Source organism: Holdemania filiformis DSM 12042 (genome assembly GCF_000157995.1).
In the GTDB taxonomy this organism is placed as follows: Bacteria; Bacillota_I; Bacilli_A; order Erysipelotrichales; family Erysipelotrichaceae; genus Holdemania; species Holdemania filiformis.
Map to the genome: position 1 here is coordinate 189015 of NZ_GG657552.1, position 26455 is coordinate 215469.

General features: G+C 48.7%; 27 protein-coding genes, 4 tRNA genes, 1 other RNA gene and 1 riboswitch. Of the genes, 25 read left to right on the top strand and 7 right to left on the bottom strand.

Annotation, left to right across the window (positions count from 1 at the left end):
- Positions 1-1697: DUF2207 domain-containing protein (locus HOLDEFILI_RS01725; protein WP_006057623.1), on the bottom strand; the 1697-nt coding region annotated here is incomplete at its 3' end.
- A gap of 91 nt (positions 1698-1788) precedes the next feature.
- Complete coding sequence (locus HOLDEFILI_RS01730; RefSeq protein WP_006057624.1) at positions 1789-2340, bottom strand: LemA family protein; 552 nt, start codon at positions 2338-2340, stop codon at positions 1789-1791.
- Between the two features lie 474 nt (positions 2341-2814).
- Here HOLDEFILI_RS01730 and HOLDEFILI_RS01735 point away from each other — a divergent pair, with 474 nt between their 5' ends.
- The 10 genes from HOLDEFILI_RS01735 (at position 2815) to HOLDEFILI_RS01775 (ending at position 11206) form a co-directional block, all read left to right on the top strand.
- Positions 2815-4473: a Na/Pi cotransporter family protein gene (locus HOLDEFILI_RS01735; protein WP_006057625.1), complete on the top strand. Its 1659-nt coding sequence runs from the start codon at positions 2815-2817 to the stop codon at positions 4471-4473.
- 123 nt (positions 4474-4596) lie between these two features.
- Positions 4597-5574, top strand: a complete 978-nt coding sequence (locus HOLDEFILI_RS01740; protein ID WP_039863677.1) for a D-2-hydroxyacid dehydrogenase — start codon at positions 4597-4599, stop codon at positions 5572-5574.
- A gap of 47 nt (positions 5575-5621) precedes the next feature.
- Positions 5622-5998: a transfer-messenger RNA gene (gene ssrA / locus HOLDEFILI_RS18700) on the top strand.
- Positions 5999-6181: 183 nt separating this feature from the next.
- Complete coding sequence (locus HOLDEFILI_RS01745; protein ID WP_006057627.1) at positions 6182-6694, top strand: GntR family transcriptional regulator; 513 nt, start codon at positions 6182-6184, stop codon at positions 6692-6694.
- Positions 6691-7413 carry a GntR family transcriptional regulator gene (locus tag HOLDEFILI_RS01750; protein ID WP_006057628.1) on the top strand — a complete coding sequence of 241 codons (723 nt, stop codon included), beginning with the start codon at positions 6691-6693 and terminating at the stop codon, positions 7411-7413. The genes HOLDEFILI_RS01745 and HOLDEFILI_RS01750 overlap by 4 nt, the downstream gene beginning before the upstream one ends.
- A 131-nt stretch (positions 7414-7544) precedes the next feature.
- On the top strand, positions 7545-8315 hold the full coding sequence (locus HOLDEFILI_RS01755; protein WP_006057629.1) for a PTS mannose/fructose/sorbose/N-acetylgalactosamine transporter subunit IIC: 771 nt from the start codon (positions 7545-7547) through the stop codon (positions 8313-8315).
- Positions 8316-9152, top strand: a complete 837-nt coding sequence (locus HOLDEFILI_RS01760) for a PTS system mannose/fructose/sorbose family transporter subunit IID (protein ID WP_006057630.1) — start codon at positions 8316-8318, stop codon at positions 9150-9152. It begins immediately after the preceding gene.
- 12 nt (positions 9153-9164) lie between these two features.
- Positions 9165-9647 (top strand): PTS sugar transporter subunit IIB, encoded by a 483-nt coding sequence (locus HOLDEFILI_RS01765; RefSeq protein ID WP_006057631.1) that lies wholly within the window; start codon positions 9165-9167, stop codon positions 9645-9647.
- A 20-nt stretch (positions 9648-9667) separates the two neighbouring features.
- Positions 9668-10756 (top strand): SIS domain-containing protein, encoded by a 1089-nt coding sequence (locus HOLDEFILI_RS01770; protein WP_006057632.1) that lies wholly within the window; start codon positions 9668-9670, stop codon positions 10754-10756.
- A gap of 15 nt (positions 10757-10771) precedes the next feature.
- On the top strand, positions 10772-11206 hold the full coding sequence (locus HOLDEFILI_RS01775; RefSeq protein WP_006057633.1) for a PTS sugar transporter subunit IIA: 435 nt from the start codon (positions 10772-10774) through the stop codon (positions 11204-11206).
- A 180-nt stretch (positions 11207-11386) separates the two neighbouring features.
- Here the strand turns inward: HOLDEFILI_RS01775 and HOLDEFILI_RS01780 are convergent, their stop codons facing one another.
- Positions 11387-12247, bottom strand: a complete 861-nt coding sequence (locus tag HOLDEFILI_RS01780) for an FRG domain-containing protein (protein WP_006057634.1) — start codon at positions 12245-12247, stop codon at positions 11387-11389.
- A gap of 315 nt (positions 12248-12562) precedes the next feature.
- Here HOLDEFILI_RS01780 and HOLDEFILI_RS01785 point away from each other — a divergent pair.
- From HOLDEFILI_RS01785 to HOLDEFILI_RS01820, 8 genes are all read left to right on the top strand, one after another.
- Positions 12563-12639 (top strand) — tRNA-Arg (locus HOLDEFILI_RS01785).
- A 190-nt stretch (positions 12640-12829) separates the two neighbouring features.
- Positions 12830-14038 carry a class I SAM-dependent rRNA methyltransferase gene (locus HOLDEFILI_RS01790; RefSeq protein ID WP_006057635.1) on the top strand — a complete coding sequence of 403 codons (1209 nt, stop codon included), beginning with the start codon at positions 12830-12832 and terminating at the stop codon, positions 14036-14038.
- A gap of 78 nt (positions 14039-14116) precedes the next feature.
- Positions 14117-14374 (top strand): DUF3781 domain-containing protein, encoded by a 258-nt coding sequence (locus tag HOLDEFILI_RS01795; protein WP_006057636.1) that lies wholly within the window; start codon positions 14117-14119, stop codon positions 14372-14374.
- Between the two features lie 325 nt (positions 14375-14699).
- Positions 14700-15299 carry a DUF6434 domain-containing protein gene (locus HOLDEFILI_RS01800; RefSeq protein WP_006057638.1) on the top strand — a complete coding sequence of 200 codons (600 nt, stop codon included), beginning with the start codon at positions 14700-14702 and terminating at the stop codon, positions 15297-15299.
- On the top strand, positions 15289-15732 hold the full coding sequence (locus tag HOLDEFILI_RS01805; protein ID WP_006057639.1) for a hypothetical protein: 444 nt from the start codon (positions 15289-15291) through the stop codon (positions 15730-15732). The genes HOLDEFILI_RS01800 and HOLDEFILI_RS01805 overlap by 11 nt, the downstream gene beginning before the upstream one ends.
- Before the next feature lie 257 nt (positions 15733-15989).
- Positions 15990-16820 (top strand): HAD family hydrolase, encoded by an 831-nt coding sequence (locus HOLDEFILI_RS01810; RefSeq protein ID WP_006057641.1) that lies wholly within the window; start codon positions 15990-15992, stop codon positions 16818-16820.
- Positions 16821-17139: 319 nt separating this feature from the next.
- Positions 17140-17215: transfer RNA gene (locus HOLDEFILI_RS01815), tRNA-Ala, on the top strand.
- A 340-nt stretch (positions 17216-17555) separates the two neighbouring features.
- On the top strand, positions 17556-18221 hold the full coding sequence (locus tag HOLDEFILI_RS01820) for an O-methyltransferase (RefSeq protein WP_006057643.1): 666 nt from the start codon (positions 17556-17558) through the stop codon (positions 18219-18221).
- Positions 18222-18497: 276 nt separating this feature from the next.
- Here HOLDEFILI_RS01820 and HOLDEFILI_RS18165 read toward each other — a convergent pair whose 3' ends face one another.
- The 4 genes from HOLDEFILI_RS18165 to HOLDEFILI_RS01840 form a co-directional block, all read right to left on the bottom strand.
- Positions 18498-19265, bottom strand: coding sequence for a Cof-type HAD-IIB family hydrolase (locus tag HOLDEFILI_RS18165; protein WP_006057644.1), 768 nt, complete (start codon positions 19263-19265; stop codon positions 18498-18500).
- Positions 19266-19452: 187 nt separating this feature from the next.
- Positions 19453-21087: a peptide ABC transporter substrate-binding protein gene (locus tag HOLDEFILI_RS01830; RefSeq protein WP_039863679.1), complete on the bottom strand. Its 1635-nt coding sequence runs from the start codon at positions 21085-21087 to the stop codon at positions 19453-19455.
- 76 nt (positions 21088-21163) lie between these two features.
- Positions 21164-21334: riboswitch (Lysine riboswitch) on the bottom strand.
- 283 nt (positions 21335-21617) lie between these two features.
- Positions 21618-21691, bottom strand: a tRNA-Gly gene (locus HOLDEFILI_RS01835).
- 8 nt (positions 21692-21699) lie between these two features.
- Positions 21700-21773, bottom strand: a tRNA-Gly gene (locus tag HOLDEFILI_RS01840).
- Between the two features lie 306 nt (positions 21774-22079).
- Between HOLDEFILI_RS01840 and HOLDEFILI_RS01845 the strand changes: the two genes are divergently transcribed.
- From HOLDEFILI_RS01845 to HOLDEFILI_RS19510, 7 genes are all read left to right on the top strand, one after another.
- On the top strand, positions 22080-22259 hold the full coding sequence (locus HOLDEFILI_RS01845; protein WP_006057646.1) for a hypothetical protein: 180 nt from the start codon (positions 22080-22082) through the stop codon (positions 22257-22259).
- A 60-nt stretch (positions 22260-22319) separates the two neighbouring features.
- Entirely contained in the window at positions 22320-22721 is a 402-nt protein-coding gene (locus HOLDEFILI_RS01850; protein ID WP_006057647.1) for a DUF5411 family protein, read from the top strand.
- On the top strand, positions 22718-23518 hold the full coding sequence (locus HOLDEFILI_RS01855; RefSeq protein WP_006057648.1) for an RcpC/CpaB family pilus assembly protein: 801 nt from the start codon (positions 22718-22720) through the stop codon (positions 23516-23518). The genes HOLDEFILI_RS01850 and HOLDEFILI_RS01855 overlap by 4 nt, the downstream gene beginning before the upstream one ends.
- Complete coding sequence (locus HOLDEFILI_RS01860; RefSeq protein WP_006057649.1) at positions 23511-24566, top strand: CpaF/VirB11 family protein; 1056 nt, start codon at positions 23511-23513, stop codon at positions 24564-24566. The genes HOLDEFILI_RS01855 and HOLDEFILI_RS01860 overlap by 8 nt, the downstream gene beginning before the upstream one ends.
- The gene (locus HOLDEFILI_RS01865) at positions 24554-25435 is read left to right on the top strand and encodes a hypothetical protein (RefSeq protein WP_039863682.1); all 882 of its coding nucleotides are present in this window, start codon (positions 24554-24556) and stop codon (positions 25433-25435) included. The genes HOLDEFILI_RS01860 and HOLDEFILI_RS01865 overlap by 13 nt, the downstream gene beginning before the upstream one ends.
- A gap of 10 nt (positions 25436-25445) precedes the next feature.
- Entirely contained in the window at positions 25446-26213 is a 768-nt protein-coding gene (locus tag HOLDEFILI_RS01870) for a hypothetical protein (RefSeq protein WP_006057651.1), read from the top strand.
- A gap of 16 nt (positions 26214-26229) precedes the next feature.
- Positions 26230-26455, top strand: a 226-nt coding sequence (locus HOLDEFILI_RS19510; RefSeq protein ID WP_006057652.1) for a hypothetical protein, incomplete at its 3' end; no start/stop codon positions are given.

A 26455-nucleotide genomic window follows, 5' to 3' on the forward strand; every position in this document is an offset into this window, starting at 1 on the left:
CCATCCGGGCCATAGTACCAGGTCGGCGGTTCCAAGGTCAGACCCCGGAAATGTTCAGCCCAGATATCGGATAAGCCCAGCGCGTAGGCATAAGGCAGAATCGAATAGAAGTAGGTCGGATCGTCTTCCACCAACATGGCCAGACGGTCCTTTTCTGCATACAGGATGAAGTTCCGCAAGCCCAGGACTCTGCCGGTCAATCGTTGTCCCCGGTCCGTCCGCTTTTTCATAAAGATCGCGCAGCCGGCGCAGATCAGCGTGCAGAGACCTAGGAAAACCGGAACGATCCAGCCGTGACGTGCGGTCAGAAAGGCGATCGTCAATAAGAACGCCCAGAGAAGCGTAAGCAGAAGCATACCGAGGCACATTCCAAATTTGAATCCCCCGCCGCAGCTGTGCCAGCGCCGCTGCAAAGAATACCCCATAACGATGACGATGATCATCACGAAATACGGAATGATCAGGAATACGATTGCCGCGAAGCTGAATTCAACAGCGTAGAACTGCAAAGCCGCCAGAATCGCAATCGGCAGCGGCGCCAACAAGGTCAAAATTACCTGTAAGGTTGAAGAAAGCCTGGTGAACAACCGTTTTTCCGGCAGCCGGTAATAAGCGGAATAATCCTGGATCGCCTGGTTGAGATGGGTGTAAAACTTCTCTTCCAGCTGCTTTGTCGTCACGCTGTCGCGGTTCTTAAACAACGCATTGAACAACCGCAGCTCCGCCACCGGCGCATCCTCCGGCAAAGACATCAGTTTATTCAGCTTTAAGATTTTCTCCTGATCTTCAATCGTCAGGTAGCCGCGGTTTGCCCAATCCAGAATCAGCGACAAGACTTCCCGGTTCTGCACGGAACCGTTTAGAATCATGCCGACCTCGGTGCTGGAGATTCCCTCCGGCGCTGTGAATTCAACCGGAACGATCAACGCTTCATCGCGTCCCCACCGCATCAGACAGAAAATGCTGAACAGGGTAATCAAGCCGCCGAGGAGGGTCAGCGGCAGAGAATAATCGGCCGATTTTGGATAGATAAAATACTGATCAGGCAAATCCAGCTTAACCGTGATCCCCTCAAACGGCGCCAGCGCGGTTAAGGTTTCGCCGCTGAAGGTCGTTCCTTCCTGCTCAAAGCGGAACTGATCCTGCGGCAGATCGGAATAGAAGTACAGCTGGCTCGCGTCAAAGCTTTTCGGCATCGTTACCCGGAAGGTGACTTTCTCGATTGTTGTATCCCAATTGACAGAAATCAGGTTCCAGTAAAAGCTCTGGATGTCGCCCAATCTCAAATCACGGGTATGCACCTGATAGCGGATCTGATAGGTTTCTTCAGATTGGGCATAGGTATCGGCGCTGCCTAAGCGAAGGTTGTAATAATCATCCTCGTCGCTGAGCTTGGCTTCATGACCCGAGAGCACTTCGACGTGATCAATCGGAAAGACGTAGCTGCGGCTCATCACGGTATCGCCAATCCGCCATGTCACATTGCGGTAACGTTTAGGCAGCGTCAGATTTAAGCCGTGAAGGCGCTGCTGAAATTGAACGTCGAGCGTTTCCGTGACCGTGTAGACGCCGTCTTCGCTGACCTCAATCTGAATATCGTAATGATCGATGGTAAAGCCTTCCTGAGCCTGCACCGGCTGCAAACCGAGGAAAAGCAGAAACAACGTCAGAACGCTGAATAAAATTCGTTTTTTCATAAATTCCACTCCTTATTGTCCGGCATATCGAGCAGCCGGACCGGGGTTTTATCCCATGTCAAGGTTTAAAAAATATCGCGGAAAGCGATATTTAGAAAGAAACTTTGACGTTTTCGCGCTGGGCTTCATCCTTAACGACAAACAACGGCATTTTCTTAAAACCGCAGATCATCGCGACCAGATTGCTCGGAATCGTTTCCGTGCGGGTATTGAAGGCTTTAACCACGCCGTTGTAATACTTGCGGGCGTTGGCGATTTCCCCTTCCATGTCTTTCAGCTGCCGCTGCAGATCAATGAAGTTGGTGTTGGCCTTCAGATCCGGATAGCTCTCCGAGATCGCCATCAGACGGCCTAACAAGCCGGACAGATTCTGTTCCTGGGCGATTTTCTCATCCATCGAATGCGCGTTCATCGCCAGACTGCGGGCCGATACGACCTTTTCCAGCGTTTCCTTTTCATGCGCGGCATAGCCCTTGACCGTCTCGACTAAGTTCGGGATCAGATCGTAACGTTTGACCAGGTAGACGTCCATGGTGGAGAAGGCTTCCTCCACTTTATTCTTTAACGAAACAAACCCGTTGTAGGTCGCGATAAACCAGATGACCAGCACCGCGAGCACGACCAGTAAAATAATCCACATCATGCGTTAATTCCTCCTCTGTCGTCCCATGAGGACTTAATCTTATTATAGCATAGCTTGCGCCGGGACATTCCTATCCTGCCTGCGTTTTAAGAATTCTGAAAGAACTCGGGCTCAGATCATTTTTAGAATGAAGTGCAGCGTGAAGGAGAAACTAGGAACAGGGCGCAGGATTGATCCATGATCATGGAGGATCAGGAACAGCGGTGGACAGGCCTCTCTCTGTGATACGATGCAAACTGTTTATGGCGAAGGACAGTCGTCTTGATCGCAGATCAGGAAAATGATTGTTGGCAGGAAAGCAGAAAAGTAAAAGAAGTACGCTAAAAAATAAGGAAAACAGCGTTGAAAGGGTCTGAAATTTCGGCGCAGAACGGGAAAATGGGCAAAAAGGGTAAGATTAACGAAATTTTAACAGAAACTTAACAGTCATTTTCTTTTTTTCTTGGTATCTTTACCTTTGAGAGGAGTGGAAGAATGACGTTACAGGATATACAATGGGACATGATTTTAGGCGGCTTCGGGCTGTTTTTATTCGGCATCAAATTTATGGGGGATGGTTTAAAGAGCTTAGCCGGAGATAAGCTGCGGGATTACATTGATAAATATACGTCGAAACCGCTGATGGCAATTGTGATCGGGGCGCTGGTCACAATTATGATTCAGTCCAGTTCGGCGACGACGGCGATTACGATCGGTTTGGTGCGGGCGGGCTTAATGCGCCTGGAACAGGCGGCGGGGATCGTCATGGGCGCCAATATCGGCACGACGGTGACGGCGTTTCTGATCGGCTTGAAGGTAGAACAGTTCGCCTTGTTCTTTGTGTTTGTGGGCGGCGTGGTGATTTCGTTTGCCAAGCGGAAAAAGAGCCGCACGGTCGGCGAGATCGTGATGGGATTCGGCCTGTTGTTCTATGGCTTACGGATTATGGGTGATTCGTTGTCGATGTTGAAGGACATGCCGGAATTCATCGCCTTTGCGGAAATGATGGGACGGCAGCCGCTTCTGGCACTGTTGGCAGGCACGGTGCTGACCGCGCTGATTCAGGGCTCGGCGGCCACGATCGGCGTGGTGCAGAAGTTAGTGGAAGCGGGGGCGATGTCGATGTCGGCGGCGCTGCCGTTTGTGTTCGGTTCGAATATCGGCACGACGATTACCGGCGTGTTCGCGGCGATCGGCGGCAGTCTGGCAGCCAAGCGGACGGCAGGCTTACATACGTTATTCAATGTGATCGGCACCCTGATCGGCATGCTTCTGCTTCAGCCGTACATCCTGCTGATCCAAAAGCTGTCGGCGATGCTGAACATCGCGCCGATGATGCAGATCGCTGTCGCACATATCCTGTTTAACGTCGGGGCGACGATCCTGTTCTTCCCGTTTTTAAAGCAGATGTGTCAGCTGGTCAAAAAGTTGATTCCGGGACAGGAACCGGAACGGCTGGACATCAAGATCGACGATCTGGACGAGAAAATTATTCACGAACTGCCGGCTTCGGCGCTGGAGCTTGTCCACAAGTCGATCTTTAAAATGGTTGACGTTGTAAGCAAGACCGTGCAGGAAGCAAAAAGTTATTTCGTCAAGGGAACGGACGAAGAGGACCGCGAGATGATCCTGCAGTCGGAGGCGCTGATCAACAGCTTTGATGCCAAGATCACGCAGTATCTGATGCAGATCTCCAAGGAAAATTTATCGGATAAGGAAATGGCGGATCTGAATCTTAATTTGCAGGTGATTAAGAACTTGGAACGAATCGGTGATCTGACCGTGAACCTCGTCGAGTTCTTCGAGATGGTCAGCGAGGATCAGTCTTCATTCTCCGCCGGTGCGAAGGATGAGGTGCTGCAGATGTTCGACCTGTTTGATCACATGCTCGCTCAGTCCGTAAGAGTTTACGAATCGCAGGATTACACGCTCTATTCCGCGTTGCTGGAAGACGAGAATTACATGGATCTGCTGGAATACAAGGCCCGGCAGAACCACTTCGAGCGGATGAGCCGGCAGGAATGCAGCTCTGCGGTGGCAGGCTCCGTCTTCTGCGATATTCTGGGCAACCTGGAGCGAATGGCGGATCACACGTGCAACATCGCGCGCTGCGCGATTGAATCAACCGGGATGGAAGCGGCGGAGAAACACTGAGTCTAAAAACAACTGGAACAACAGGAAGGGCAAGGCGTTGGATCGAGTTGAAAATCGTCCGGCTTGGCGATTGACGCGGGCCGGCGGCTCGGGTACAATGAAGCCAGAAAGAAGGATCGGACAATGGAAAAAGTAAAAGTTTGCTGGGTGATTCCGACGGAGCCTTCGCTGCGGGAGTCAATTCAGGCGGCCTGCCCGCAAGCCCAGATTGATTTCTGTGAACGGACAGCATTAGACGAACAGCGGGTTGCGGATGCGGAGGTCGTTATCGGAAATCTGCCGAAACGCTGGCTGCCGGAGGCCAGAGCGCTGCGCTGGCTGCATCTGGAAAGTGCGGGGGCGGAACAGTACGCGCAGGAAGAACTGCTGGGCGAGGACGTGCTGCTGAGCAACTCAACGGGCGCTTACGGACCGGCGATTGCGGAACACATGTTGGCGGGCGTGTTGTCCATCTATAAGAAATTAAATCTGTACCGTGAAAATCAGAAGCTGCGGGTATGGAAAAACGAGGGGCAGGTACGTTCGCTGAAAGGGTCGTCGGTGCTGATCGTCGGCCTGGGCGATATCGGCCGGGAGTTCGGCTGGCGGATGAAAGCGCTGGGCTGCACCGTGACCGGCGTGAAGCGGACTCCGGGCGGTTGTCCGGATTATGTTGACCGGCTCGTGCTCATGGATCAAATCGAGGAAGAACTGCCAAACGCGGATATCGTCGCGCTGTGTCTGCCAAGTACGCCGGAAACCCGGCACTTCTTCGATCAGCGGCGGCTGGCGCTGACGCGCCGGGACTGCGTGCTGGTCAACGTCGGCCGGGGCGTCACGGTAGAAACGCCGGCATTGTGCGCGCTGCTGGATCAGGGACACTTCGGCGGGCTGGTCCTGGACGTTGTGGATCCGGAACCGCTGCCGATGAACAATCCGTTATGGGGCTATGACCGCGTGATCCTGACGCCGCATGTTTCGGGTAACTATAACCAGCAGAGCACTTATGACACGGTAATCGCGATGGCGGTAGAGAATTTGCAGCGTTATCTGGACAAGCAGCCGCTGAAATACCGGGTTGACCGGAAGAGCGGCTACCGCGTTTCTAACAACCAAGAATAATTTGACGGATACCGGATTATGCTATATACTGTTATAGCATAACAACTGGGGTTGTCATGGTTTCGACAGGTCTAAGTTGGATTCAGACTGCAGTGGGGCGGCTGCCTAACAGCCAACAAAAAATAACTGGAAAATCTTTTTTAGCTAATCTGTTCGGTGGAAACCGTCAGGTTGCTTTCGCTGCTTAATATCTCAGCATAGAGATTGCAGCTGCTGCCGGTGATTCTTTCTTCAGGTTGCCGGACAGTATCAGAAATGAAGGATAAGGAGATTCGGAGTCTGGACGGATTTCCCGACAATCAACAGACAAACTCAGATAGTTTTGTCCGTTAACATATCTGTTTTATAAGCAAACGGAATAAACTGTAGATGTCTGAATGGGGACTATTCCTGGACCGGGGTTCGACTCCCCGCAGCTCCACCAAAAGTCGAACAGCCGAGCGCTTGCGCCCGGTTTTTTTGTTATTCTGTAAACGAAATAAAGGCAGGTTGCTGGAGTTGATCCAGCTGTGCGTCGGATGGTTTCAAACGCGCAAAGGCTTGACAGCTTGAGCTTATTTTTCAGAAGTGGTATACTATACTAAACCACTAGAAAAACGGTGAAATTATGAATGAGGAAGTCTTTGTCACACGCCAGCTCGATCAGTTTGAATCGATCACCCAGGCTTTGGAGGCCCGGGGTTTTCATTATACGTATCCGATTCTGAATCAGTCGGTGATCGAAGCGAATAAGCTGATCAGCGAACAGCTGCAGATTCCGATCGCAACTCGGATCTTCAGCTATCGAAAGCTGCGGATCGTAGAGGAAAAACCGCGGTCGATCGAGCAGGTCTACATTGAATATGAAAAAGTTCGCGGGATCGAGGCGCTGCCTTTAGAAAACCGGTCGCTGTACCGCGTGCTGCGGGAACAATTCGGCTATGATATCCGCCGCAATGAGGAGGAGATCCGGATCGTACATGCCAGCGAGGAAGAAGCGCGGCTGCTGCATGTGGCGGAGGACGCGGAAATTTTGATGAGTACGGGTCTGACCTATTTGGATTCGGTGAAGCCGTTTGAGTATTTTCAAATTGTCGCAATTCCCAGTTTCTTTAAGTTCAGGAGCGTGACGACCGTATGAGTATGGAAAAAGCAGTTTATGTGCAGTTGATGGAAAATATCCTGGAAAAAATCCGAACTGGCGAATACCGTGTGGGCGAAAAAATTATGTCTGAGCGTCAGATGGCGATGCAATATGGGATCAATCGCCTGACGGTCCGCAGCGCGATCAAAAAACTGGTTGAGGAAGGCACGCTGGTATCCATTCAGGGAAAAGGTACTTTTGTCAGCCGGCTGCCGAAAAATGAAAAGAAAGTACCCTTTGGCGACGCTGAGAATGTCAGTCTAAGCCGCAATCTTGTGCAAAGTGGTTTCCAATCCACCCGGACGGTGTTGTCATTCAAACGGATTGAGAACCAAGGAGTCACCCAGGATTACTTTCCGGACAGTCCATGGTTGTATGAACTCATCCGTCTGTCGCGGATTGACGATCAGCCTTACGCCTTGCAGATCTGTTATTTTCCCGCCGCACTGTTCAAGCAGCCGGAACGGTTTAACTTTGGCGAGGGTTCTTTGTACACCTATATGGAGATGCAGGGACACATGCCGAAGACGATTATTTCCAATATGGAAGTTCAGGAAGTTCCTGCTGCGTATCAGCAGGTGATGGAAGCGGGGCCGAAAAAACTGGTCTTTGCTTACGAATATTTCGGATTCGATGAAAAACATCAGTTAGTAGAATTTACAAAAGCCTATTATATGCCGGAATATACCTCATTTAAATACGTAACAAAGAAATAGTGTGAATTTCACACTTTTTTTATTGCAATCTTATGACATAAGGTGTATAAAATAATTAAGTGGTATATCAACTATACCAGATGAATAAACTGGTATAGTTGCAACAGCCTTGTGAGGAGGAGGAAAATCTTATGTCTGCATTACAAGCTGCTTTGATCGGCGTTGTCGCAGCCCTGTCCGTTTTGGAAGGCGGATGGCTGGGAGAATGCAAACTCCGCGAACCGGTGGTTACTGGTTTTCTGGTCGGTTTGATTTTAGGAAATGTCAAAGAAGGCCTGATCATCGGTGCTCAGCTGGAATTGATCTGGATGGGAACGGCCTCAATTGGTCCGACGGCCGGTCTGAGTATTGGTACCGGCGGCACAATCGGTACTGCGGTCGCCTTGTCGACGGGTTCAGGAATTGAAGTCGCGATGGCCTTCGGCGTTCCGGTTTCGATTCTGATGCAATTTTTACAAACCCTGGTGGATACAGCTTATTCCGGACCGATGCACACCGTTGACAAACTGATCGACGAGGGCGGTAAGGACAAGCAAATTATCTGGATCCACTGGCTTTGCGGAATCCTGACGTTTGTGATGTATCTGAGTTTGACGTTTGTCGCGTTATACTTCGGCAATGAAGTCATCAATGTGATTGTTAACAATCTGCCGGCCTGGATGACGAACGGCCTGAATGCAGTGGCCAAAGTTCTGCCGGCACTGGGCTTTGCCTTGTTAATGAACCTGTTATTGGAACAGGACCTGATTCCTTATCTGATTATCGGCTTCGCACTGACCGCCTGGCTGGGTATGTCGATGATCGGGGTGGCCGCGGTTTCTGTCGCGCTGGCCTGGATTATCTATCTGCTGAAACGGGATCAACTCAATTCAGCATCTGAACCGGAAGAGGAGGAACTGTAAATGACAACGTCGATGACGACACAGGACACCCCGCGTAAGCTGTCCAAAAAAGAATTCAAGCAAATCTACTGGCGTTCCTTTACGCTGCTGGGCTCCTTCAACTACGAACGGATGGAAGGCTTGGGCTTTCTGTATGCAATGATGCCAAGCCTGAAACGGATCTGGAAGGATGATCCTGAAGGCTATAAGGCCGCGCTGCATCGTCACATCGCCGCGTTCAACATGACCGTTGCTCCGTCGCCGTTTGTCATGGGTATTGCGGTTGCGATGGAAGAACTGGCCCACGATAATGAGGATTTCGACGTCGAATCGATCAACGCCGTCAAGGTTTCTCTGATGGGGCCATTATCCGGAATCGGCGATACGTTCTTCTGGGGAATTTTCAAAGTCATCGCCTGTTCGTTAGGCGTCAGCTTCGCCAGCCAGGGCAGTGTGCTCGGCCCGGTCATCCTGCTTCTGGCCTTTAATATTCCGAACTTTATAACCCGGTATTACTGCTTGAAAATCGGTTATAACAACGGCAGCAAGCTGCTTGAAAATCTGCAGCAATCCGGTAAGATGCAGCTGTTCACCTATTGCGCCGGAATTGTCGGCGTCGCCGCGATCGGCTGTATGATTGCCGCCTGGATCGGTCTGGAATGTCCGATCGCCTTCACGATTTCCGGCAGCGAAGTCATCGTTCAGCAGTATCTCGACGAAATCTGCCCGCAGCTGCTTTCTCTGGGTGCAACGCTGTTAATTTATCGGCTGCTGAAGAAAAAGATCAGCATCATGAAGCTGATTCTGATCATCGTTGTCGTGGCGTTTATCTGCGGTGTGTTCGGTATTTTGGCATAAGGGGGAAATACGATGGCAATTGTTGAAGTAAGAATTGACGACCGGCTGATCCATGGGCAGGTCTGCGGCTACTGGGTACCGCATCACAGCGTGGAAAAGATCGTTGTGATCGACGATAAAATCGCAAAGGACGAGATGCGCAAGACGGCGTTGAAATTCGGCTGTCCGGCCAAGGTGAAGCTGTCAATTCTGGACGCGCTGACAGCCTCCGACAAGCTGAAGCGCAATCTTGATAAAGGCAGCCGGGTAATGCTGCTGGCGGCCGGACCTGAACCGCTGCTAAAGATGGTGGAGGACGGTTATACGATCAAGCAGATCACCGTTGGAAACTTGTCGGGAAAGCCGGGTTATCAGCATGTAAAAAAGACATTGTATCTCTCCGACGCCGATATTGAGAACTTCAAACGGCTGGCGGATCACGGCGTTAAATTGCTCGTTCAGATGGTGCCGGACGATGTGCCGGAGGATCTGGCGGAAATTGTCCGAAAACTGTAGAAAGGAACGAGGAAGAAATTATGGAAAAACCAACGGTATTAGGTTATATGAAAGATCAGCCGCGGGCGTTAAGGGCTGCCTTTGCGCACCGCGCGGAGTTTGTCGAGCCCTTTCGCCAGCTGTTTGAGGAGCTGCCGATCAAAAAAGTGCTGTTTTTCGGTTCTGGTACTTCCTACAACGCATCGCAGATTGCGGCTTACGAGTTTAAGCAATTGTGCGGTTTGGAAGCGCAGGCTCATTATCCAACGGTGTTCGCGCATTACGAACGCGCCGATTGGACCGGCCTGCTGAAGAAAGAAGAAATAATGTTTGTCGGCATCAGCCAGTCCGGGACTTCGATTTCGACGATCGAGGTCATGGAAAAGGCACGCAGCGAAGGCTATCCGACCGTAGCACTGACGGAGAATCTTGACAGCGAGATCACCCGGCATGTCGATCATGTCATCCATCTGCTTTGCGGTAAGGAAGAAACACCGCCGGAAACCCGCGGTTATACCGTGACGTTGCTGCAGCTGTATTTGTGGGCGCTGGCCGCAGCCGAGGTTCGCAGCACGCTGACAGCTCAGGAAGTCAGTCAGGCGCTGGCGGAAACTGAAACGTTTGTCAATCAGTTCGATCAGGTGATGACGGAGAGTGAAGCCTGGTATGACCGCAATGCGACGACGATTGTCAACAGTGACCGGATTTATGTCCTGGGCTACGGTATCGACTATGGTTCGGCTTTAGAGGGCATGCTGAAGATCGGCGAAATGCTGCGGCTGCCGACGATCGGCTATGAAATTGAGGAGTATTCCCATGGACCGACGATGGCGATCACACCGAAGCAGACTATCCTGATGCTGGGCTCGGATGAAGCGGAATGGAATCGCTGCCTGCAGTTTCGCGAAGCGTTCCGCAAATATACCGATCGCGTGCATCTGATCACGGTGAAGGATACGCCGGCAGACGATCGCGATTTAGTGTTCAGCGTCAAAGCGAATAAGTATCTGGCGCCGATTATGCTGACGATTCCCTTCCAGTTTGTCGCTGCCAAGGGGGCTAAGGATACTAACATTGATACCAATGAAAATCCGTTCAAAGAAGAACTGGCGCATTTGCCGGAAGCCTAAACGGAGAGAATTGCGATGAGCACAGGAATTATTGTGATGGGGCATGGTCATTTTGCCAGCGGCATTACTTCGTCGCTGGAACTGATCATGGGCTCTCAGCCAGATTACGAAGCGCTTGACTTTCCGGCGGAATCGGATAAGGAAGATTTAAAAAAGCGATTGAATACGGTGTTGGAAAGACTGGAAAGAAACGAGCAAATTATTATTTTGGCGGATCTGTTCAGCGGGACGCCGTTTAACGTGGCGATGGAAATTGTGACGGAGGAACCCAATCTGAAGCTGTATTATGGCTTAAATTTGGGGATGTTGATGGAATTGATCTCACGCCGGATGTTTCAAGGGGATGCAGAACTAAGCGAAGGACTGATTGAGATCGGCCGGCAGCAGATCGGATTGTTTGATCCGGAAGCCATGGAGGCTTATACGGAAACTGGCGAGGATGAGTTATAGAAAAAGCGAGGTCCAAGTTGGCGGTGATCAAAAATCAGGATCCTGTTCATCTTTTGGCTGGATAGTTTAAGAATAACCGCAGCCTGAAATTATCAACAATAATTAAAATAGAAAATACCGTTATCTTCATCCTTTTCAAGGGAGGGGACAACGATATTTTTTATAGAAACCAGGAATTACTCACGACATTCCTGCCTGCTTTTGCAACGTCTGAGCCAAGATAGAATCACAGAGATTCTGGAGATCGGGAAACAAGCGTTGTTTGTTATAACCCATATTATCCAGGAAACCAAGCGTTTCACGGCGTTCTTTATCTGACAGTCGGATCGAAATACAGCGGGCGCTGCGGCGAATTTCTTTCGCCGCTTCATCGCCCTCAATGGAAGACGGGATGGAGAACAACCCCGCCTGGGCGATCAGCCGGGCATTGCTGGAACTGCCGTTGTAGATGATTAAGCCCTGAGGCTGGGGATCGTCAGCTTCGATATTCAGTTCATTTAACGCGGCATTTCGTTGCTGAACTAGGGATATGAACTGGGCTTTATCACGAAGCTGGTTCAGAAATCCAGCATATTCCTCAATGAATTCAGTATCCGCTTCCCTTTTGGTCTGGGAATAACAACGATGGATTAAAATCTGTTCCTTAAGCGGCAGAACAAACAACTCATAATAACCATCGTCAGGCTGCTTATTTTCAGACAAGGCAAAGTATAAAGCAGTGAAAGGATTGTAAGTCCAGTCGATCAATCGGGTGGGAATCCCGTAATGCTGGGCACAGGCAACATAATCAAGCGTTTCCATCGTGCCGGATAACAAATTGGATGCCCGCTGCCGGAAAGCATGAAGCAGCGCGAATTCCTGATCTTTTAAATTAACGAGAGCTTGCGTTTCCCGGTCGTATTTGCGGCAGATCGAAGGATTTAATTCGCTGCGCCGGCTAATGCCGCGGAAAATATACTGATCGCTGCGGGTAAGGCGGATCAGATCGTTAATGAGAATTTTGGAACTGGTATAGTTTTCTTTGATGGGTGATTCGTCCATAAACGCCTACCTCCTGATTGTTGACTGTGGATTTTTGATCAGATTAATTCTATCATAAAATAAAGCGGGACCGCTGACAAGCAAAAACGCTGACTTCGCCGTAATCATCAAACCTGACGGCGTCTGGATGCGGACCTGCAGGACATCGCAAGTGCAGGGAGTAAATCAAACAACGAACAAAATTTTAAGATATCAGATCAGATAAAAGAAACAGACGCTGAGCGCGGGAAACATGAAAATCAAAGAGAAAACGTCGCCGGCGCCCGATTAAACGCTTGACGAAATGCGCTTCCCATTGTAAAATAATAATGTTACGTGCCCATGGCGCAATTGGATAGCGCATTTGATTCCGATTCAAAAGGTTGCAGGTTCGAGTCCTGTTGGGCGCACCATTGGTAATATAACGTTTGGATGTTGAACTCTGATGGAGCTTATGAAAGCTTAAATTCAGGGGTTAAAGACATCCAAATTTTTTTTGTCCGCAAAGTTTGATTCAGGATTTTGATATTGAATGGGAGTAGTTCAGAATTCTGGATTTATGCTATACTAAACAGGAAGAAAAGACGAAGATGAGGTTGAAATATGGATCGTAATTATGCAAAAGTGATGATTTCGCAGGCCGGTGAAAGCTGGCTGGATAAAGGGCAGATGTGGATGTACCGCAATAATCTGATCGGAATAGAAGGAACGCCGGAAAATGGAGCCCCGGTGGATATCGTTACGGAAAACGGGCGTTATCTGGGCACGGGCTTTTACTCGGAAACCAGTCATATCGTCGTGCGGATTCTGACTAAGAATCCTGAAGTGGTGATTGACCGGGAATTCTTTCAGCGGCGGATTCAGTTCGCTTATGCTTTCCGGAAAACTGTGGAGAGCGATAATCTTGCCAACTGCCGGCTGATTTTTGGCGAGGCGGATCAGCTGCCGGGTTTGACGGTGGATCGGTATAACGACATTCTCGTCACGCAGATCAGCGCTTATGGGATGGAAAAGATCAAACCGATGATCTATGACTTGTTGCTGGAAACGCTGCGGCAGGATGGTCAAACGATTCAGGGAATCTATGAACGCAATGATATCCAGGTCCGGGCCAAGGAAGGCTTGCCAATGGAAAAAGGCTTCTGGGGCGGCGTTTCCCTGCCGACGACAACAGTGATTAATGAAAACGGCCTGAAATTGAATGTGGATATCGAAAATGGTCAGAAAACCGGCTATTTCCTGGATCAAAAATCAAACCGAGTGCTGCTGCGGCAGATGGCCCATGGCAAGCGGGTGCTCGACTGTTTCAGTCATACCGGGGGTTTTGCCCTGAACGCGGCTTTGGGCAACGCGCAAAGCGTGGTCGCGGTCGATGTCTCCCAGACGGCATTGGATCAAGGCCGGGCGAATGCCGTGCTGAATCATCTGGAGGACCGGATTCAATTTGTGAAAGCTGACGTTTTTGAATATCTGGATCGCTGCGCGATGGGACAATACGATATCATCGTACTGGATCCGCCGGCGTTCACCAAATCCCGGAAAACGATCCATCAGGCGTATGCCGGCTATAAACGCATCAATTATCAGGCGATGAAACTGCTGCAAAACGGCGGTTATCTGATCACCTGCAGCTGTTCGCGGTTTATGGAAATTGATAATTTCGAGAAGATGCTGCGGGAAGCGGCGCAGGAAGCCGGCGTGACGCTGAAGCAGGTTTCCGTTACCCAGCAGAATCATGATCATCCGATTCTCTGGACAATGGAGGAGACCTCTTACCTTAAATTCTATATTTTCCAGATCATTGAGGCATAACCTGGCCAGAAGAAAAAGGTAGACGGGGAATGCAGGAAAACGTTTGACGAATAGCGCGGTAAGGAGAAAATAGCAGTCATGGAGCAGGAGAACTTATTATTACAGAATCTGGATCAGCTGCATACGACAGCGATGGGCGCTGAGCGGATCCGCAGAAACTTACAAATCAGGGAGGAAGACGTCGTCGGCTGGTGCCGTAAGCAGATCGCGTTGCCGCAGACCAAGATTCAGCGCAAGGGAAAAAACTGGTATGCGCTGACGGAAGACTGCCGGATTACGATCAACGCGCACAGTTACACCTTGATCACGGCTCATCGCGAGAAAGCAGGAGAGTAGGTTTTCCAAGGAGATTGGGTCAGCGAGAAGTCCCTTGCCGACGGTACTTTTGTCCTTTATAATGGGGATATGGGAAACCGTTAAAGAAAGTGGGGGCGTGATCGGCATGACAGAAGTTTTAGTGACAGGCAATATTTTTGTTCAAGTTTTTTTGAAGTATATCTTCGATCTTGTAGAAATTGTTTTATTAATCATGATTTATCGCTTATTGAAAAAGAAATGCGGCTGACGCTGTCAACAGGCATTCGGATAACGCTGATCAGCAGCGTTCCGGATGCCTGTTTGAATCTAGGATGTCTGTATTTCAGGAAAGGATGGAACGAAGATGGAAAGACCGGCTTTAAATCGATCGCTGGATGCGTCGACCTTTAGGAATCATTATTATCTGAAAGAAGAATTGGTCCGTTTTTGCCGGGCATCGGGCTTGCCCGTCACAGGCGGAAAAACAGAACTGACGGAAAGAATCGCCTGTTTCTTAGAAGGCAAACCGGTTGAGCGCGTGAAGGTGACGAAAGTCAGAACGAAGCTTGCCGGCACGCTGAGCGAAGAAACGCTGATCGAATCGCCATTTGTCTGTTCTGAAATCCACCGGGCTTTTTTCAAAGCGAAGACCGGTTCGTCGTTTTCGTTTAACGTCGCTTTCCAGAAATGGCTGAAAAGCAATGCGGGCAAAACGTATGGCGATGCGATTGAAGCCTATGCCCGGATTCGGAATGAGAAAAAAACGAAACAAACTCCGATCGATTCGCAATTTGAATACAATACCTATATCCGTGCTTTCTTTGCCGGGAATCCGGGTCGTTGCTTAAGCGAAGCGATTGCTTGCTGGAAATGGAAGAAAAGCCAGGCTGGAAGTCATCGCTATGATCCGGCGGATCTGATGGCTTTGAATGAAGAAAAGGGACGTCCGGAAAATGGAAAATGAAACGTTGGACACAGCGCTGAACGAAATCTCTTCGATCCTGCGGAGATGCGAGAAAATCCAGCCTCAATTTGCCGAGGGCAGCGCGCAGCACAGTCTGTTGAAAAACCGCATAGCAGCGCTGCAGGCTGCGGATCTCTTGCTAAAGCGCGAGCGGTGGGGTGAACATACGGATCAGGGAAAGATCCAGCCCTCAGCTGCAAGCGACGCTGTCAGTCAGAAAATTAAGAATCTCACGCGTGAGGATTTTATGAAAGCGCTGGCTCCGATTCAATCGATCATTCATAAATGCCGTACTGCTCAAGCGAAGCACGCGGAGACATCCGCAACCTTCCGCCGCCTGCAAAAACAGATTGACGCAATGACCCTGGCGGAGACCTTAATTCAAAAAGAGCTGGCTGCTGATCATTCATGGAATGAAGCGGATAAATTGTAAAAACAGTCTTAAAAAAACAAAAGTTCCGGTATTTTCCGCTGGCGGATTTAGAATAAAAGTGATTGAACAATGGCTAGTAGTTCAGATTCTTCTTTTAATCTTTCTGTCTTGTAAAAAGGAATTGATTTTTCAAAAAGAGGGATTCGAAATTCATTGAAAATAAGTCTTTTCTGCGCACATTTCAAGAAATTCTGCTAGAATGGTAAGGAACCTATTTTCAATGAAGAAGAAAAATCAGGGAGTGGGGGAGCGAGAGAATGATAAAAGATTTTCGTTTGGTCATCTGCGATATTGACAGCACGTTAATCACGTCAAAACGTATTTTAACGGAACGGGCGAAAGAGGTCATCCGCCGGCTGCATGATCATGGTGTTTATTTTGGCATCGCATCGGGGCGTTCAATTGATCAGCAGCTGCATAAGCAGGCGCGGGACTGGGGCTTTGATTTTGATTTTGAAGTGTTGATCGGAATGAACGGATCCGAATTGTGGGACGGTGTGCATCAGAAACGGTATGATTATTACAAACTGAAACGAGCGTGGATCAAGGAAATCCTGGAATTGATGGCGCCGTTCAATCTGAATCCGTTTATGTACGTTGGCGATAAGATGATGTGCCTGCGCGTTGATGAGGCAACTGAGCGCTCGTCCAAGAAGAACCGCACGGATCTGCTCGTTGTGGATGATATTTCCGAATTTTATGCGGAGGAAAACGCGAAGATTATGTTCCGGATGCCGGAGGAACTCATGCCGGAGGTGGTTGAATATGTCAGTAAGCATCCATCGCCGAATTTTAAAGCGTTTAAAACTCAGACGACGATGCTGGAATTTACTGATCGGCGGGTTTCCAAAGCCGTCGCGCTGAAACAATATTGTGAAATGAATCAATTGCCGTTAGGAGAAGTTATTGCATTTGGGGATATGAGCAACGATAATGAAATGCTGGAATGCAGCGGCTGGGGTGTCTGTATGGCTAACGGCAGCGAGGATACCAAGGCGATTGCGGACGCTATCACGGAAAAGACAAATAATGAGGATGGTTTTGCGGACTATATGGAAAAGCATTTTCTGCTTCCGCGCGGATGGTAAGCCGCGGATTTGTTTAAAAGCAGGTCAGAGAGCGTTCGAATCGAGGTCGGAAGAACAGAAGCACGAGCAGCGGGGACAGGTTTGTTCCTCCTCTGCCCGGTTTCTTAGCCGGCGGTCATTGGCCGGAAGGCAGGAAGTCGGGGATGGTATGCGAATGACGGCTTAGAGTTCTCATCAGCGTTGACAGAAAGCGCCGTGCAAAGAAGGGGAGTTTCAATCGGAAAGGAAAGAGAAGCGGATAAAAAGGGGATAGGATCTCAACCTTTTTGTGATTAGGTCTTGAAATCTTTCCGTCAATTTGTTAATATTTATAAGCAATGGGGTTGTAGCTCACCTGGGAGAGCGCTACACTGGCAGTGTAGAGGTAGTCGGTTCGAGCCCGATCAGCTCCACCATTAAAAAAACAGAGATATCCGCCGATCGGACAGCCGACTCGCAAGGATATCTTTTTTTGTCTTCCTGGTAAAATGAAAGGTCGACTGGCTTCTAAACAAGCTGATGGCATTGACGGTCTGTGAAATCAGGTTTATCCTTAGAGAAAGGAAAGTTAGCGCAGAGTGGGTTAACCGTTTGAAAACCCATTCCTAAATCAGGAAAATTCAGGTTTTCGACGAATTGAAATTCAAGATCAGATCCATAAATGAAAGGCGAAGCAGCGATTGGCTTTCAACCCGGACGGATCATGAAGTTCTTCGGCTATTCCGCATCTCGGCTTTCCAAACAGGAGGTCTGGCAATGCAAGAAAAATGGACTGAAAACGATCTGTTTCTTTTCCAACATCTGATTTCTGACGACAATGATTTAGAATATGCCGTGCAACAGAGCCATGATAGACAGTTTCCGGAACATGAAGTATCGAAGACTCAGGGGATGCTTTTATCACTGTTGATCAGAATGAGTAAATCAAAACGGGTCTTGGAATTGGGAACACTGGCGGGTTACAGTACGATCTGGATGGCAAAAGCCATCCCTGACGGCGGACAAGTGGTCAGCCTGGAATATGAACAGGAAAGATTTGAACTGGCTTCGCAAAATATCAGACATGCAGGTCTGCAGGATAAGGTCCAGCTGCTTTGCGGTCCGGCGGCGCAGTCGCTGCAGACGTTGATTGACGCCCAGACAGAACCGTTCGATTTCATCTTCATCGACGCGGACAAGCCGAATAACCCTTTATATCTGAAGCTGTGCCTGCAGCTGAGTCATCCGGGAACGGTTATCTTTGGGGATAATGTGATTCGGGACGGTGAGCTGTGCAACGCGAATAGTGAGGATCCAAAAGTGAAGGGGGTAAGGCAGTTCGTCGAAGATTTAGGACTGTCTGACCGCCTGGATTCAACAGGCTTGCAGACCGTGGGAATCAAAGGCTATGATGGATTTACGCTGACCCTCGTTAAAGCTTAATCGGTAAAGAGAGGCAAAATGCCGTCACTGAAAATCTGAAAAGGGATCAGGTTCTGATCGAATAGAATAAACAAAGGTACTTGGAGTCTGCCGCACACGCGGCAGGCTTTTTCAATCTATCCGGCATTGAGGGAAAAAGCAGAACTGCGGCTGCATAAAAAAACCTTTTTCCGCAGAGAACGGGTCAAAAGGTTTTCTTGATTATTTCAGCCTTTGCCGATGCCTGATTTTCTTTCCTTACCGAAGGTTTAATGGGAAGAGAATGACAATCGGTTTCTACTTTTTGTTTAAAAGATGCTTTTCAACCCAATCGGCGACGCCGTCCTCATCGTTGGAAAGCGCCAGATCGTCAGCGTAGGTTTTTAACTCGGCCGCGGCATTGCCCATCACGACGGCATGACCAGCCGCTTTCAAAATATCCAGATCATTATAATCGTCACCAAAGGCGATCACGTCGGAGAAGGACACTCCCAGATGGCTGCACAAATCAGTCAAACCGGTGAGCTTGGAAACTTTGCTGTTAAGAATCGCAAAATAATTGGGATCCTTGGCGTTATCGACTAGCTTGCAATGATAAGTTTCGAGATCGAACTGACGGATTAATTCCGGGTGCTGGGTAACGATGGAAATTTTGGCAATTTCAAAGGTATCGATCGTTGTATAATCGGTATATTCATGAACGTGATCGCCGGTGACCAGACTGCGGTTATTGGTCAGAATTACATCGGGGTAAGTAACGTTGACATGGGTATCCGGCAGGGTAAGCAGTTTGCGGATCAGCTGTTCCGCCTTGTCCGCTTCAACTCCGTATTCGCTGAGAATCTGATCATGGTAGATCGTCTTCGCTCCGTTCAGGGAAATGATGCCGTCTGCTTCAATGGCCTCCATGTATTCTTGGGCGCGCATGCCCGCCCGCCCGGTCGCCACGATCACCTTATGATCGGTTTCCGTTTTCAGCCGGCGGAAGATTGCCTGCGTGTACGCGGAAACTGTCTTGTCGGTGTGAAGCAGTGTCTGATCTAAATCAATCGCCAATATGTTCATGAATAGTTCCTCCTCTTATCACTGATGACATTATAGCACTAAAAAAATGAAAAGGGCGGATAACCGAACAATCGCGGAAGCAATAAGACGCGTGCGGGCAGGGCGGACGCATCGTTTTCGGCGTAAGTATAAAAAACTGGAAGATCCGCGTCGTGGCGAAGCTTCCAGTTTAATTTACTTGTTAGTTCTACGCAGCATCTGACTGGATAGTGCAGTGACCATAGAACGGTGTCAGTCCCCACATTTCAACACCCTGGACTGCAGTGCTCTTTAAGCCCGGCGTGTTGTAGTTGAATAACGGGATCAGATAGACGTTTTCTTCGATCAGATAACGTTCCGCGGCATGCAGCGCGTTCATGTATTCTGTATGATCGACCAGATATCCCGCTTCATCGACCATCTTATCGTAAGTCGGGTCATCCACGGAAGCAACGATCTGCTGCCCGGTTGTCCATAAATTGAGGAATTGGGAAGGATCGTCGCCGGCGCTGTAGCCGTAGCGGGAAACTTCATAATCTCCATTATCGACCTGATTGTAGAAGACACCGGATTCGACGACCGTCAGTTCACAATTAATCCCTACCTTTTGCCACATCTGCTGCAGAATCTGCGCGACATCCGCATGCAGCTGGCTTTGCGAATACTTGTAAACAATTTTCAGCGGATTGCTTTCATCATATCCTGCTTTGGCTAATAATGCTTTTGCTTCTTCCGGATTGTACTCCAGATATTTTTCTTTAGCATCTTGTTCCTTTCGGAAATCGCTTTCTGCTCCAGCTAAACCCACTGGGACATATCCGTGTAAGACGCGGTAGTATTCTTCGCTTCCGACAGCGCTGACAAGGGCGTCCTTGTCGATGGAAAGAGCTAAAGCCCGGCGGACGTCAACATTTTTCAGATAATCCGGACCCGTAGAGCCTGAATTCAAAGCGATGAAATAACTGGAAATTTGCGGGATTTTCCAAATTTCTTCAGGATTTGGATAACCTTCGGCAATGGTGGCGGTAATGTTGAGCGCCATATCAATTTCCTTGTTTTTGAACGCCAGGGACTGCGCGTCAGAATCTGCCATCACTAAGAATGTGATCCGCGGCATTGTGATGCTTTCGGCGTCATAGTAGTTGTCGTTTTTTACGACGACGGCTTTTTCGTTTTCATTGCATTCTTCCAGCGTGTAGGGGCCGACTGTCGGATAACCTGGCTTGAAGGCCCATGACGATTCGTGGGCGTCGGCGATGTCTGCGCGCAAAGGCCGCCAGACGTAGTTGGTCAGCATCTGCGGGAACCAGGCGCACGGCTTGATCAGTGTGAGAACTAAAGTGTTATCATCCGGAGTACTGACACCTTCAATTTCAATCTGGGTTGGGTCGAGATCCAGATTACCGGCAATCGCTTCGGCGCCGGCCAGATAAGTCATCGGATAGTAGATCGACCAGGAATTGTCTGCGCCATAAGTCAAATTGCGCAGAATACCATATTTGAAATCACCGGATGTCAGCGGCTGACCATCACTCCAGATAACACCTTCGCGAAGGGTGAAGGTATAGGTCAATCCATCGTCAGACACCGTGTAGTCCTGACACAAATCATGAACAATCTGATTGTTCTCATCCGCCCGGAACAGTCCGGCTGTCAGATGACGCAGGACGTAATCATTGACGGTTTCCTGAGTTAAGCCTGGATCTAAGGTTGTGATCTGGCCGCCGATGGCGACGGTCAGTCCGTCTTTCGGATCCCGGTTTCCCTGCGCAGCGTTTTGTGACGAACAGGCCGTTGTGAATAAAAGCATGACAGCGCATAGAAGGGTAAGCATTTTCTTCATCATTTTTTCCTCCTCAGAAATGAATCTGACAAACAAAAACCGCGTACTATTACATACGCGGCTGATTCACCGTTTTCTATGCAATAGCGCCTCTTCATTGAATGAAGGAGTGCTGCGGGTATTTCCTGCAGCCCCATAACAGACTTCTGCCAAAGTCTGCTATTCGGCGGTGGTTGCCTTTCTGAAAGAGTCATCGCCTGCCGGCTTCTCATTCCTACTCATCTGCACCGCTACCTCTACATGTTTCTGTTGTATGTTATTAGTCTATCCGTTATTCGCGGAAAGTCAAGCAGTTTTAGAGAATTTCCAGAAATTAAAATGAAAATTTCCATTAACTCATGAAAAATGAAACCATTTTTGATGTCATGTTTGACAGATAGCGGGAATAAGAAGCCCGGTAATAGAAGGAAGTATGAGAACAGGATGGAAAAATTTATAAAGTGTTCAAAAATTGAGGTCATAAAGTTGTGTTATTTAGATCTGAAATTGGAAAAAATAAAAAGCCCCGGAATCCGGAGCTTGGTTTTCATTGGAGCAGATGAGCGGAATTGAACCGCCGTGTCGACCTTGGCAAGGTCGCGTTCTACCATTGAACTACATCTGCGTAAATAATGGAGCGGGTGAGGAGAATCGAACTCCCGTAGCAACCTTGGGAAGGTTGTGTTCTGCCATTGAACTACACCCGCATTCAACTTATTCCCAAGTGCTTACTTATTATAGCATAATTTAAAAAAAATGAAGTCCTGAATTTTAAAAAATCAAAAAAAATTTTGCGCAAAGAGGAAAATCTGGATAAAAATTAAGATGTGAAATTACGTTTATTTCTCACATAGCAAGGCCGAAAAATAGAAAAAAAGGTCATTTTATGAAAAAAACAGAAATTTTCATAAATTTTATAAAAAAATCGGAAAAAAGTAAAAATATTTTGATTTTTCGCAAGGCTTTTTTAAAATTACCGCAATATTAGTAGTGTAAGCGAAAGGAGAGTGTTTATGAAAGAGATATTTCAAGAATACGGAGGATTAATCATCGCGGTAATTCTGGTCGGCCTGTTGATAGCTTACATCACAATGGCTGATACTGGATTTGCGGCGCAGCTGACCAGCGGGATCAGTAAGACCGTTGGAAACTTGCTGGATTTAGGACAGCATTACACACCGTCGATATCGTAACCCACAGAAGGAAAGCGCGGTGCTTTCCTTTCTTTTCACTAAAATGAAGGAGGAATAACAATGAGTCAATCCGTCAAGATTTATGGGCTGATTTTTCTGGCCTGCGTATGTCTGTTATTATTTCTGGATTTCGACCGCAAGTTGATCATGGAGGATTCGTTATTTGAAAGCGTGCGGACGACGCAGTTATCGGTTATGGATGAATCGCTGAACCGCGGAGATCTGATTGTCAATCATCATCTGACGGTCAATAAAAACAGAGTGATGCGGCTGTGGAATGCGAAAATCGCGGAGAATCACAGCACGTTGTCACAGCTGGAAGTGCGGTTTGTCGATATTCATGAAGATCCGGCGGCGATTGCCGTGTCTGTGCGTGAGTCTGGAAAAGCGGCGATGACCGCAGAAATGGATTCGCAATATGATAATGTCGTCATTATCGAAAGAAACGAGGGGGCAGAATGAAGAAATTGAAGCTTTCCAGTTCTTTTATTCAGCGGTATCGGCTGCTTCTAACGCTGATACTGACATTGGTTGTAGGCTTGTGCGGTTATAAGGTGTATGAAACGACGGTGCAGGCAGCCATTGATCCCGTGCTGATTCCCGTTGCGGCACGCTATTTAAAATCCGGTACGGTGATTCAGCGGGAAGATATTCAAATGATCGAAGTTCCGCGGCCGGTTGTGCTGGAAGGGGTTGAAAAAGACCCGGAGTTGCTTCTGGGGCAGGCGGTCGACACCTACAATGCCATTGCGGAAGGATCTCTGTTTTATGAAGCGCTATTGATTCCTAAGGAGGAGCTTCACGATGTTTCTGCTTTTCCGCTGCTGGAAAATGAAGCGGCGGTGACGATTGATGCCGATATCAAGACGTCCTATGCCAATTCCATTTTGCCGGGTCATCAGATTGATTTGTATTTTCAGGGCTATGCGACCCAAGCCGATGAATCGGAAAAACGGGTGTTGTACGGGCAGCTGGTGTCGCAGGCACGGGTGATCGCAGTCCGCGACAGCACAGGAAAGAATATTGACGCGCAGTCGGATAAGGCGACCAGCGTCATCGTTGTCGCGCTTGCCTATGAAGATGCGGATCTGGTTCAGCGGGCAAAATTCTTCGGCACGGTGCTGCCGATGGTAACCTATGGTTCACTGAATCCGGAAAGTCAGGCTGAAGATTTCTACGATATCGCGAAAATGCGCGAGCTGCTTTATCAAAAAACAATCGACGTCAGTCTGGTTAAAGAGGCGTTGGAAGATGAGTGAAACGCGGATATTTGACAAAATTGATTTCGGTGTCCTCAGTGATTTGCTGGTCCAGGAAGATATCCGCGATATCAACTGTCTGAATCACAATGAAATCTGGGTGACTTCCAATCATCATGGACATTATCGCCTGACGGATCGTTCGATTCAGGAAACGGAAATCAATCGCATCGCCAACCAGGTTGCCAACAAGATGGAAAAGGAATTCAACCCCGGCAGTCCTTGTCTGGAAGGGGATATTCATGATGCCGATCTTGATTTACGTGTCAGTGCGATTCATGAAGAGCTTTCCGTCAGCGGCGTGACGTTGGCGCTGCGTAAGGTTTCCCGCGCCAGTATGTTAAGCGAGGATTATTTAGTGGAAAGTGGATTCATCACACGCCCGGCGCTGCAGTTTCTGATTCGCTGCATTCGATACCGCTGCAATATGATTTTTGTCGGTGAAACCGGAAGCGGCAAAACGGAATTCTTAAAATTTCTGGCGACCTATATTCCTGTCGATCAGAGAATCGTCACGATCGAAGATTCGTTGGAATTCAATATTAAGGAAATTCATCCTGAAGCTTCGTGCAGTGCGTTCCGGGTGCGCCCAGGATTTGATTATTCGGCGATCATCGCGATGGCGCTGCGTCAAAACGTGAACTGGATTCTGCTTCAGGAAGCCCGCGGAAAAGAAGTTGATGATTTGCTGGATGCGATGTCGACCGGACATACCGTGCTGACGACCATGCATACCCGCGGTGCCGATACCGTCACGACCCGGATTAAGCAGATGATGAAAAATGACGCGGAGTCGATGAGCTCGCTTGAGATGCGCGTTTACTCTCTGGTCGATCTGGTAGTACATCTGAAAAAAGAAACCGGGAAACACGGCATTGTCCGCAGTGTTGACGAAATTATCGAATATCTTTACGATCCGAAAAGCCGTCAATGTACGCAGCATGTTCTGTATCGGGCCCGCACCGGACGGCTGAACCGCTGCTCGCCAGAACTGCAGCGCCGGTTAGGCATGACGGAAACCAAGGAGAAGAAATCATGCGCGGAATGAAAATCTTGTTTCTGGCGCTGGGCTTTTGTTACAGCGCCGTCGTGTTCAAACTGGATCGAAGTGACGGACAGAGGTTTCTAGAAACCCGAGCCATGCGGAAACTGAAAGAAATCTCATATTTTGGATTGATTCGCAGAATTGAAATTCTGGGCGGACATTATCCTGCCGGTCAGTATGCAAGCCAGGCGGCGATTCTGGGAACACTCTGCGGTTTATTGTGTTATGCAACGACCGAGCATTGGTTTTATTCAGCCGTCATCGCCTCCCTGGCGGTCTTCTTTCTGCCCTCCTTTTTCTATATGAATCTGAAACGCTTGGCTCAGGAGAAAGAAGAAAAAGAAATGCTGACGTATGTATCGACGGCGATTCTTTACATCCGGGAAGATAAAAACAGTCTGCGGATTTTGAAAGACTGCGCGGCGCTGGTGGAGGCACCGCTGAAGAAAGATCTTGAACTTTGCGTGGGGCAGATTGAAGCCAATTCCGACTTTGCTCAGGCACTGGATGATTTAGAAAAGAAATACGAATATTCGCAGGTCCGTAATCTCCATTTGTTATTGAAAGGTAAAAAAATTGAAGGCGGCCGCAACGAACAGCTTGTGGATTATCTGTTTGACAATACGGAGGAGAGTGAACTGCTGATCAACGATTACCGGCAGAAGAAGGCTGCCAGCCGTTCGGTATTTTACTTTATGATGATTTTAAACCTGCTGGCAGCGCTTGTAATGAAAAAAATGTTCCATTCTTCCATGTATGTTAATCTGGCGACGGAGACTTTCCGCTTCTGTATCTTTCTGTTTTATTTGCTGAACGCGGCGACGCTGTTCCTGTATGAATCCTGGTGCAGTCGTAACGACAAGCTGGAATAGAGGTGTATTTATGGGATTGATGTTAGCGCTGATGCAGCTGAGTGCATTGAGCTTATGGGGAATGTGGTGCTATCAGGCGGGCCCGTTTGTTTCAGAAACGGCGGCGTTGTTAGACCGCTGGATGGAATCAGATTACGCGTTTTACTGTGAAAAAACAGGGAAGGGATCACCGCGAGAGCGCATGCTTAAACGAATTCTCTACTCTTTCACCGCCGGCCTGGCTATTCTGGCGATAAAGAAAGGAACGCTGGATATGTTTTCGCTGGTCAGCGCGGTCTTGACGTCTGCCGCAGTTTATCTTGGCGATCGGCTGCGTTTGAAGATGATTTATATCCAGCTGCTGAGTCAGGCTAAAAAAGAATTTCCTTACTATCTGAATCATCTTGCGATTTTGATTCAAAACAATCCGGTTCCTAACGCGATTGAGAAGTCGATCCGGCAAGCCCCGGCAATTTTTCAGGAAGACCTGCGGGTTTTAACACATGAAATTCATACGCAGGGCTCAGATCTGCGGCCATATTTGAAGTTTGCTCAGCGGTTTTCGCAAATCGACGATATCGGGAGGATTATGCGGACGCTGTTCAGCTTGTCAATCACTTCGGAAAACCGTGAGCTGATCTTAACAGCGTTTTCTAAAATTGCGAATGAAAAGATTCAGGGCGCACGCCGGATTGAGCTGCAGCGTCGGATTGAAAAACAAAATATGATTCCCTACGTTTTGTTTCTATGGCTTGGCTTTGTAATTTTGAATATGATTGCTTCAATCCGTTTTTTCTGAAAAAAGGAGGAGAAGAATGGGTAAGGGTGTAGAAATTTTCGGCGGCTTATTTGTGTTTACCTTCTGTGTGCTGCTGATCCCGCAGATGCTGGCCTTTGCGGTTGGTTATAAAACGATCAATGAACTGACAAGCTCGCTGGTGGAAATCATCGAAGTTCACGATGGGCTGACGGAGCCAGCCAGGCAGGAAATTGAAACCTGGAAGCAACGAGCTCCGGAAGTGACGGTAGAAACGGAAAGAC

What these genes read in the sequence shown, in the direction of transcription:
- HOLDEFILI_RS01730 (WP_006057624.1), bottom strand. Translation starts at nt 2,340, where the DNA reads ATGATGTGGATTATTTTACTGGTCGTGCTCGCGGTGCTGGTCATCTGG.
- HOLDEFILI_RS01735 (WP_006057625.1), top strand. Translation starts at nt 2,815, where the DNA reads ATGACGTTACAGGATATACAATGGGACATGATTTTAGGCGGCTTCGGG.
- HOLDEFILI_RS01740 (WP_039863677.1), top strand. Translation starts at nt 4,597, where the DNA reads ATGGAAAAAGTAAAAGTTTGCTGGGTGATTCCGACGGAGCCTTCGCTG.
- HOLDEFILI_RS01745 (WP_006057627.1), top strand. Translation starts at nt 6,182, where the DNA reads ATGAATGAGGAAGTCTTTGTCACACGCCAGCTCGATCAGTTTGAATCG.
- HOLDEFILI_RS01750 (WP_006057628.1), top strand. Translation starts at nt 6,691, where the DNA reads ATGAGTATGGAAAAAGCAGTTTATGTGCAGTTGATGGAAAATATCCTG.
- HOLDEFILI_RS01755 (WP_006057629.1), top strand. Translation starts at nt 7,545, where the DNA reads ATGTCTGCATTACAAGCTGCTTTGATCGGCGTTGTCGCAGCCCTGTCC.
- HOLDEFILI_RS01760 (WP_006057630.1), top strand. Translation starts at nt 8,316, where the DNA reads ATGACAACGTCGATGACGACACAGGACACCCCGCGTAAGCTGTCCAAA.
- HOLDEFILI_RS01765 (WP_006057631.1), top strand. Translation starts at nt 9,165, where the DNA reads ATGGCAATTGTTGAAGTAAGAATTGACGACCGGCTGATCCATGGGCAG.
- HOLDEFILI_RS01770 (WP_006057632.1), top strand. Translation starts at nt 9,668, where the DNA reads ATGGAAAAACCAACGGTATTAGGTTATATGAAAGATCAGCCGCGGGCG.
- HOLDEFILI_RS01775 (WP_006057633.1), top strand. Translation starts at nt 10,772, where the DNA reads ATGAGCACAGGAATTATTGTGATGGGGCATGGTCATTTTGCCAGCGGC.
- HOLDEFILI_RS01780 (WP_006057634.1), bottom strand. Translation starts at nt 12,247, where the DNA reads ATGGACGAATCACCCATCAAAGAAAACTATACCAGTTCCAAAATTCTC.
- HOLDEFILI_RS01790 (WP_006057635.1), top strand. Translation starts at nt 12,830, where the DNA reads ATGGATCGTAATTATGCAAAAGTGATGATTTCGCAGGCCGGTGAAAGC.
- HOLDEFILI_RS01795 (WP_006057636.1), top strand. Translation starts at nt 14,117, where the DNA reads ATGGAGCAGGAGAACTTATTATTACAGAATCTGGATCAGCTGCATACG.
- HOLDEFILI_RS01800 (WP_006057638.1), top strand. Translation starts at nt 14,700, where the DNA reads ATGGAAAGACCGGCTTTAAATCGATCGCTGGATGCGTCGACCTTTAGG.
- HOLDEFILI_RS01805 (WP_006057639.1), top strand. Translation starts at nt 15,289, where the DNA reads ATGGAAAATGAAACGTTGGACACAGCGCTGAACGAAATCTCTTCGATC.
- HOLDEFILI_RS01810 (WP_006057641.1), top strand. Translation starts at nt 15,990, where the DNA reads ATGATAAAAGATTTTCGTTTGGTCATCTGCGATATTGACAGCACGTTA.
- HOLDEFILI_RS01820 (WP_006057643.1), top strand. Translation starts at nt 17,556, where the DNA reads ATGCAAGAAAAATGGACTGAAAACGATCTGTTTCTTTTCCAACATCTG.
- HOLDEFILI_RS18165 (WP_006057644.1), bottom strand. Translation starts at nt 19,265, where the DNA reads ATGAACATATTGGCGATTGATTTAGATCAGACACTGCTTCACACCGAC.
- HOLDEFILI_RS01830 (WP_039863679.1), bottom strand. Translation starts at nt 21,087, where the DNA reads ATGAAGAAAATGCTTACCCTTCTATGCGCTGTCATGCTTTTATTCACA.
- HOLDEFILI_RS01845 (WP_006057646.1), top strand. Translation starts at nt 22,080, where the DNA reads ATGAAAGAGATATTTCAAGAATACGGAGGATTAATCATCGCGGTAATT.
- HOLDEFILI_RS01850 (WP_006057647.1), top strand. Translation starts at nt 22,320, where the DNA reads ATGAGTCAATCCGTCAAGATTTATGGGCTGATTTTTCTGGCCTGCGTA.
- HOLDEFILI_RS01855 (WP_006057648.1), top strand. Translation starts at nt 22,718, where the DNA reads ATGAAGAAATTGAAGCTTTCCAGTTCTTTTATTCAGCGGTATCGGCTG.
- HOLDEFILI_RS01860 (WP_006057649.1), top strand. Translation starts at nt 23,511, where the DNA reads ATGAGTGAAACGCGGATATTTGACAAAATTGATTTCGGTGTCCTCAGT.
- HOLDEFILI_RS01865 (WP_039863682.1), top strand. Translation starts at nt 24,554, where the DNA reads ATGCGCGGAATGAAAATCTTGTTTCTGGCGCTGGGCTTTTGTTACAGC.
- HOLDEFILI_RS01870 (WP_006057651.1), top strand. Translation starts at nt 25,446, where the DNA reads ATGGGATTGATGTTAGCGCTGATGCAGCTGAGTGCATTGAGCTTATGG.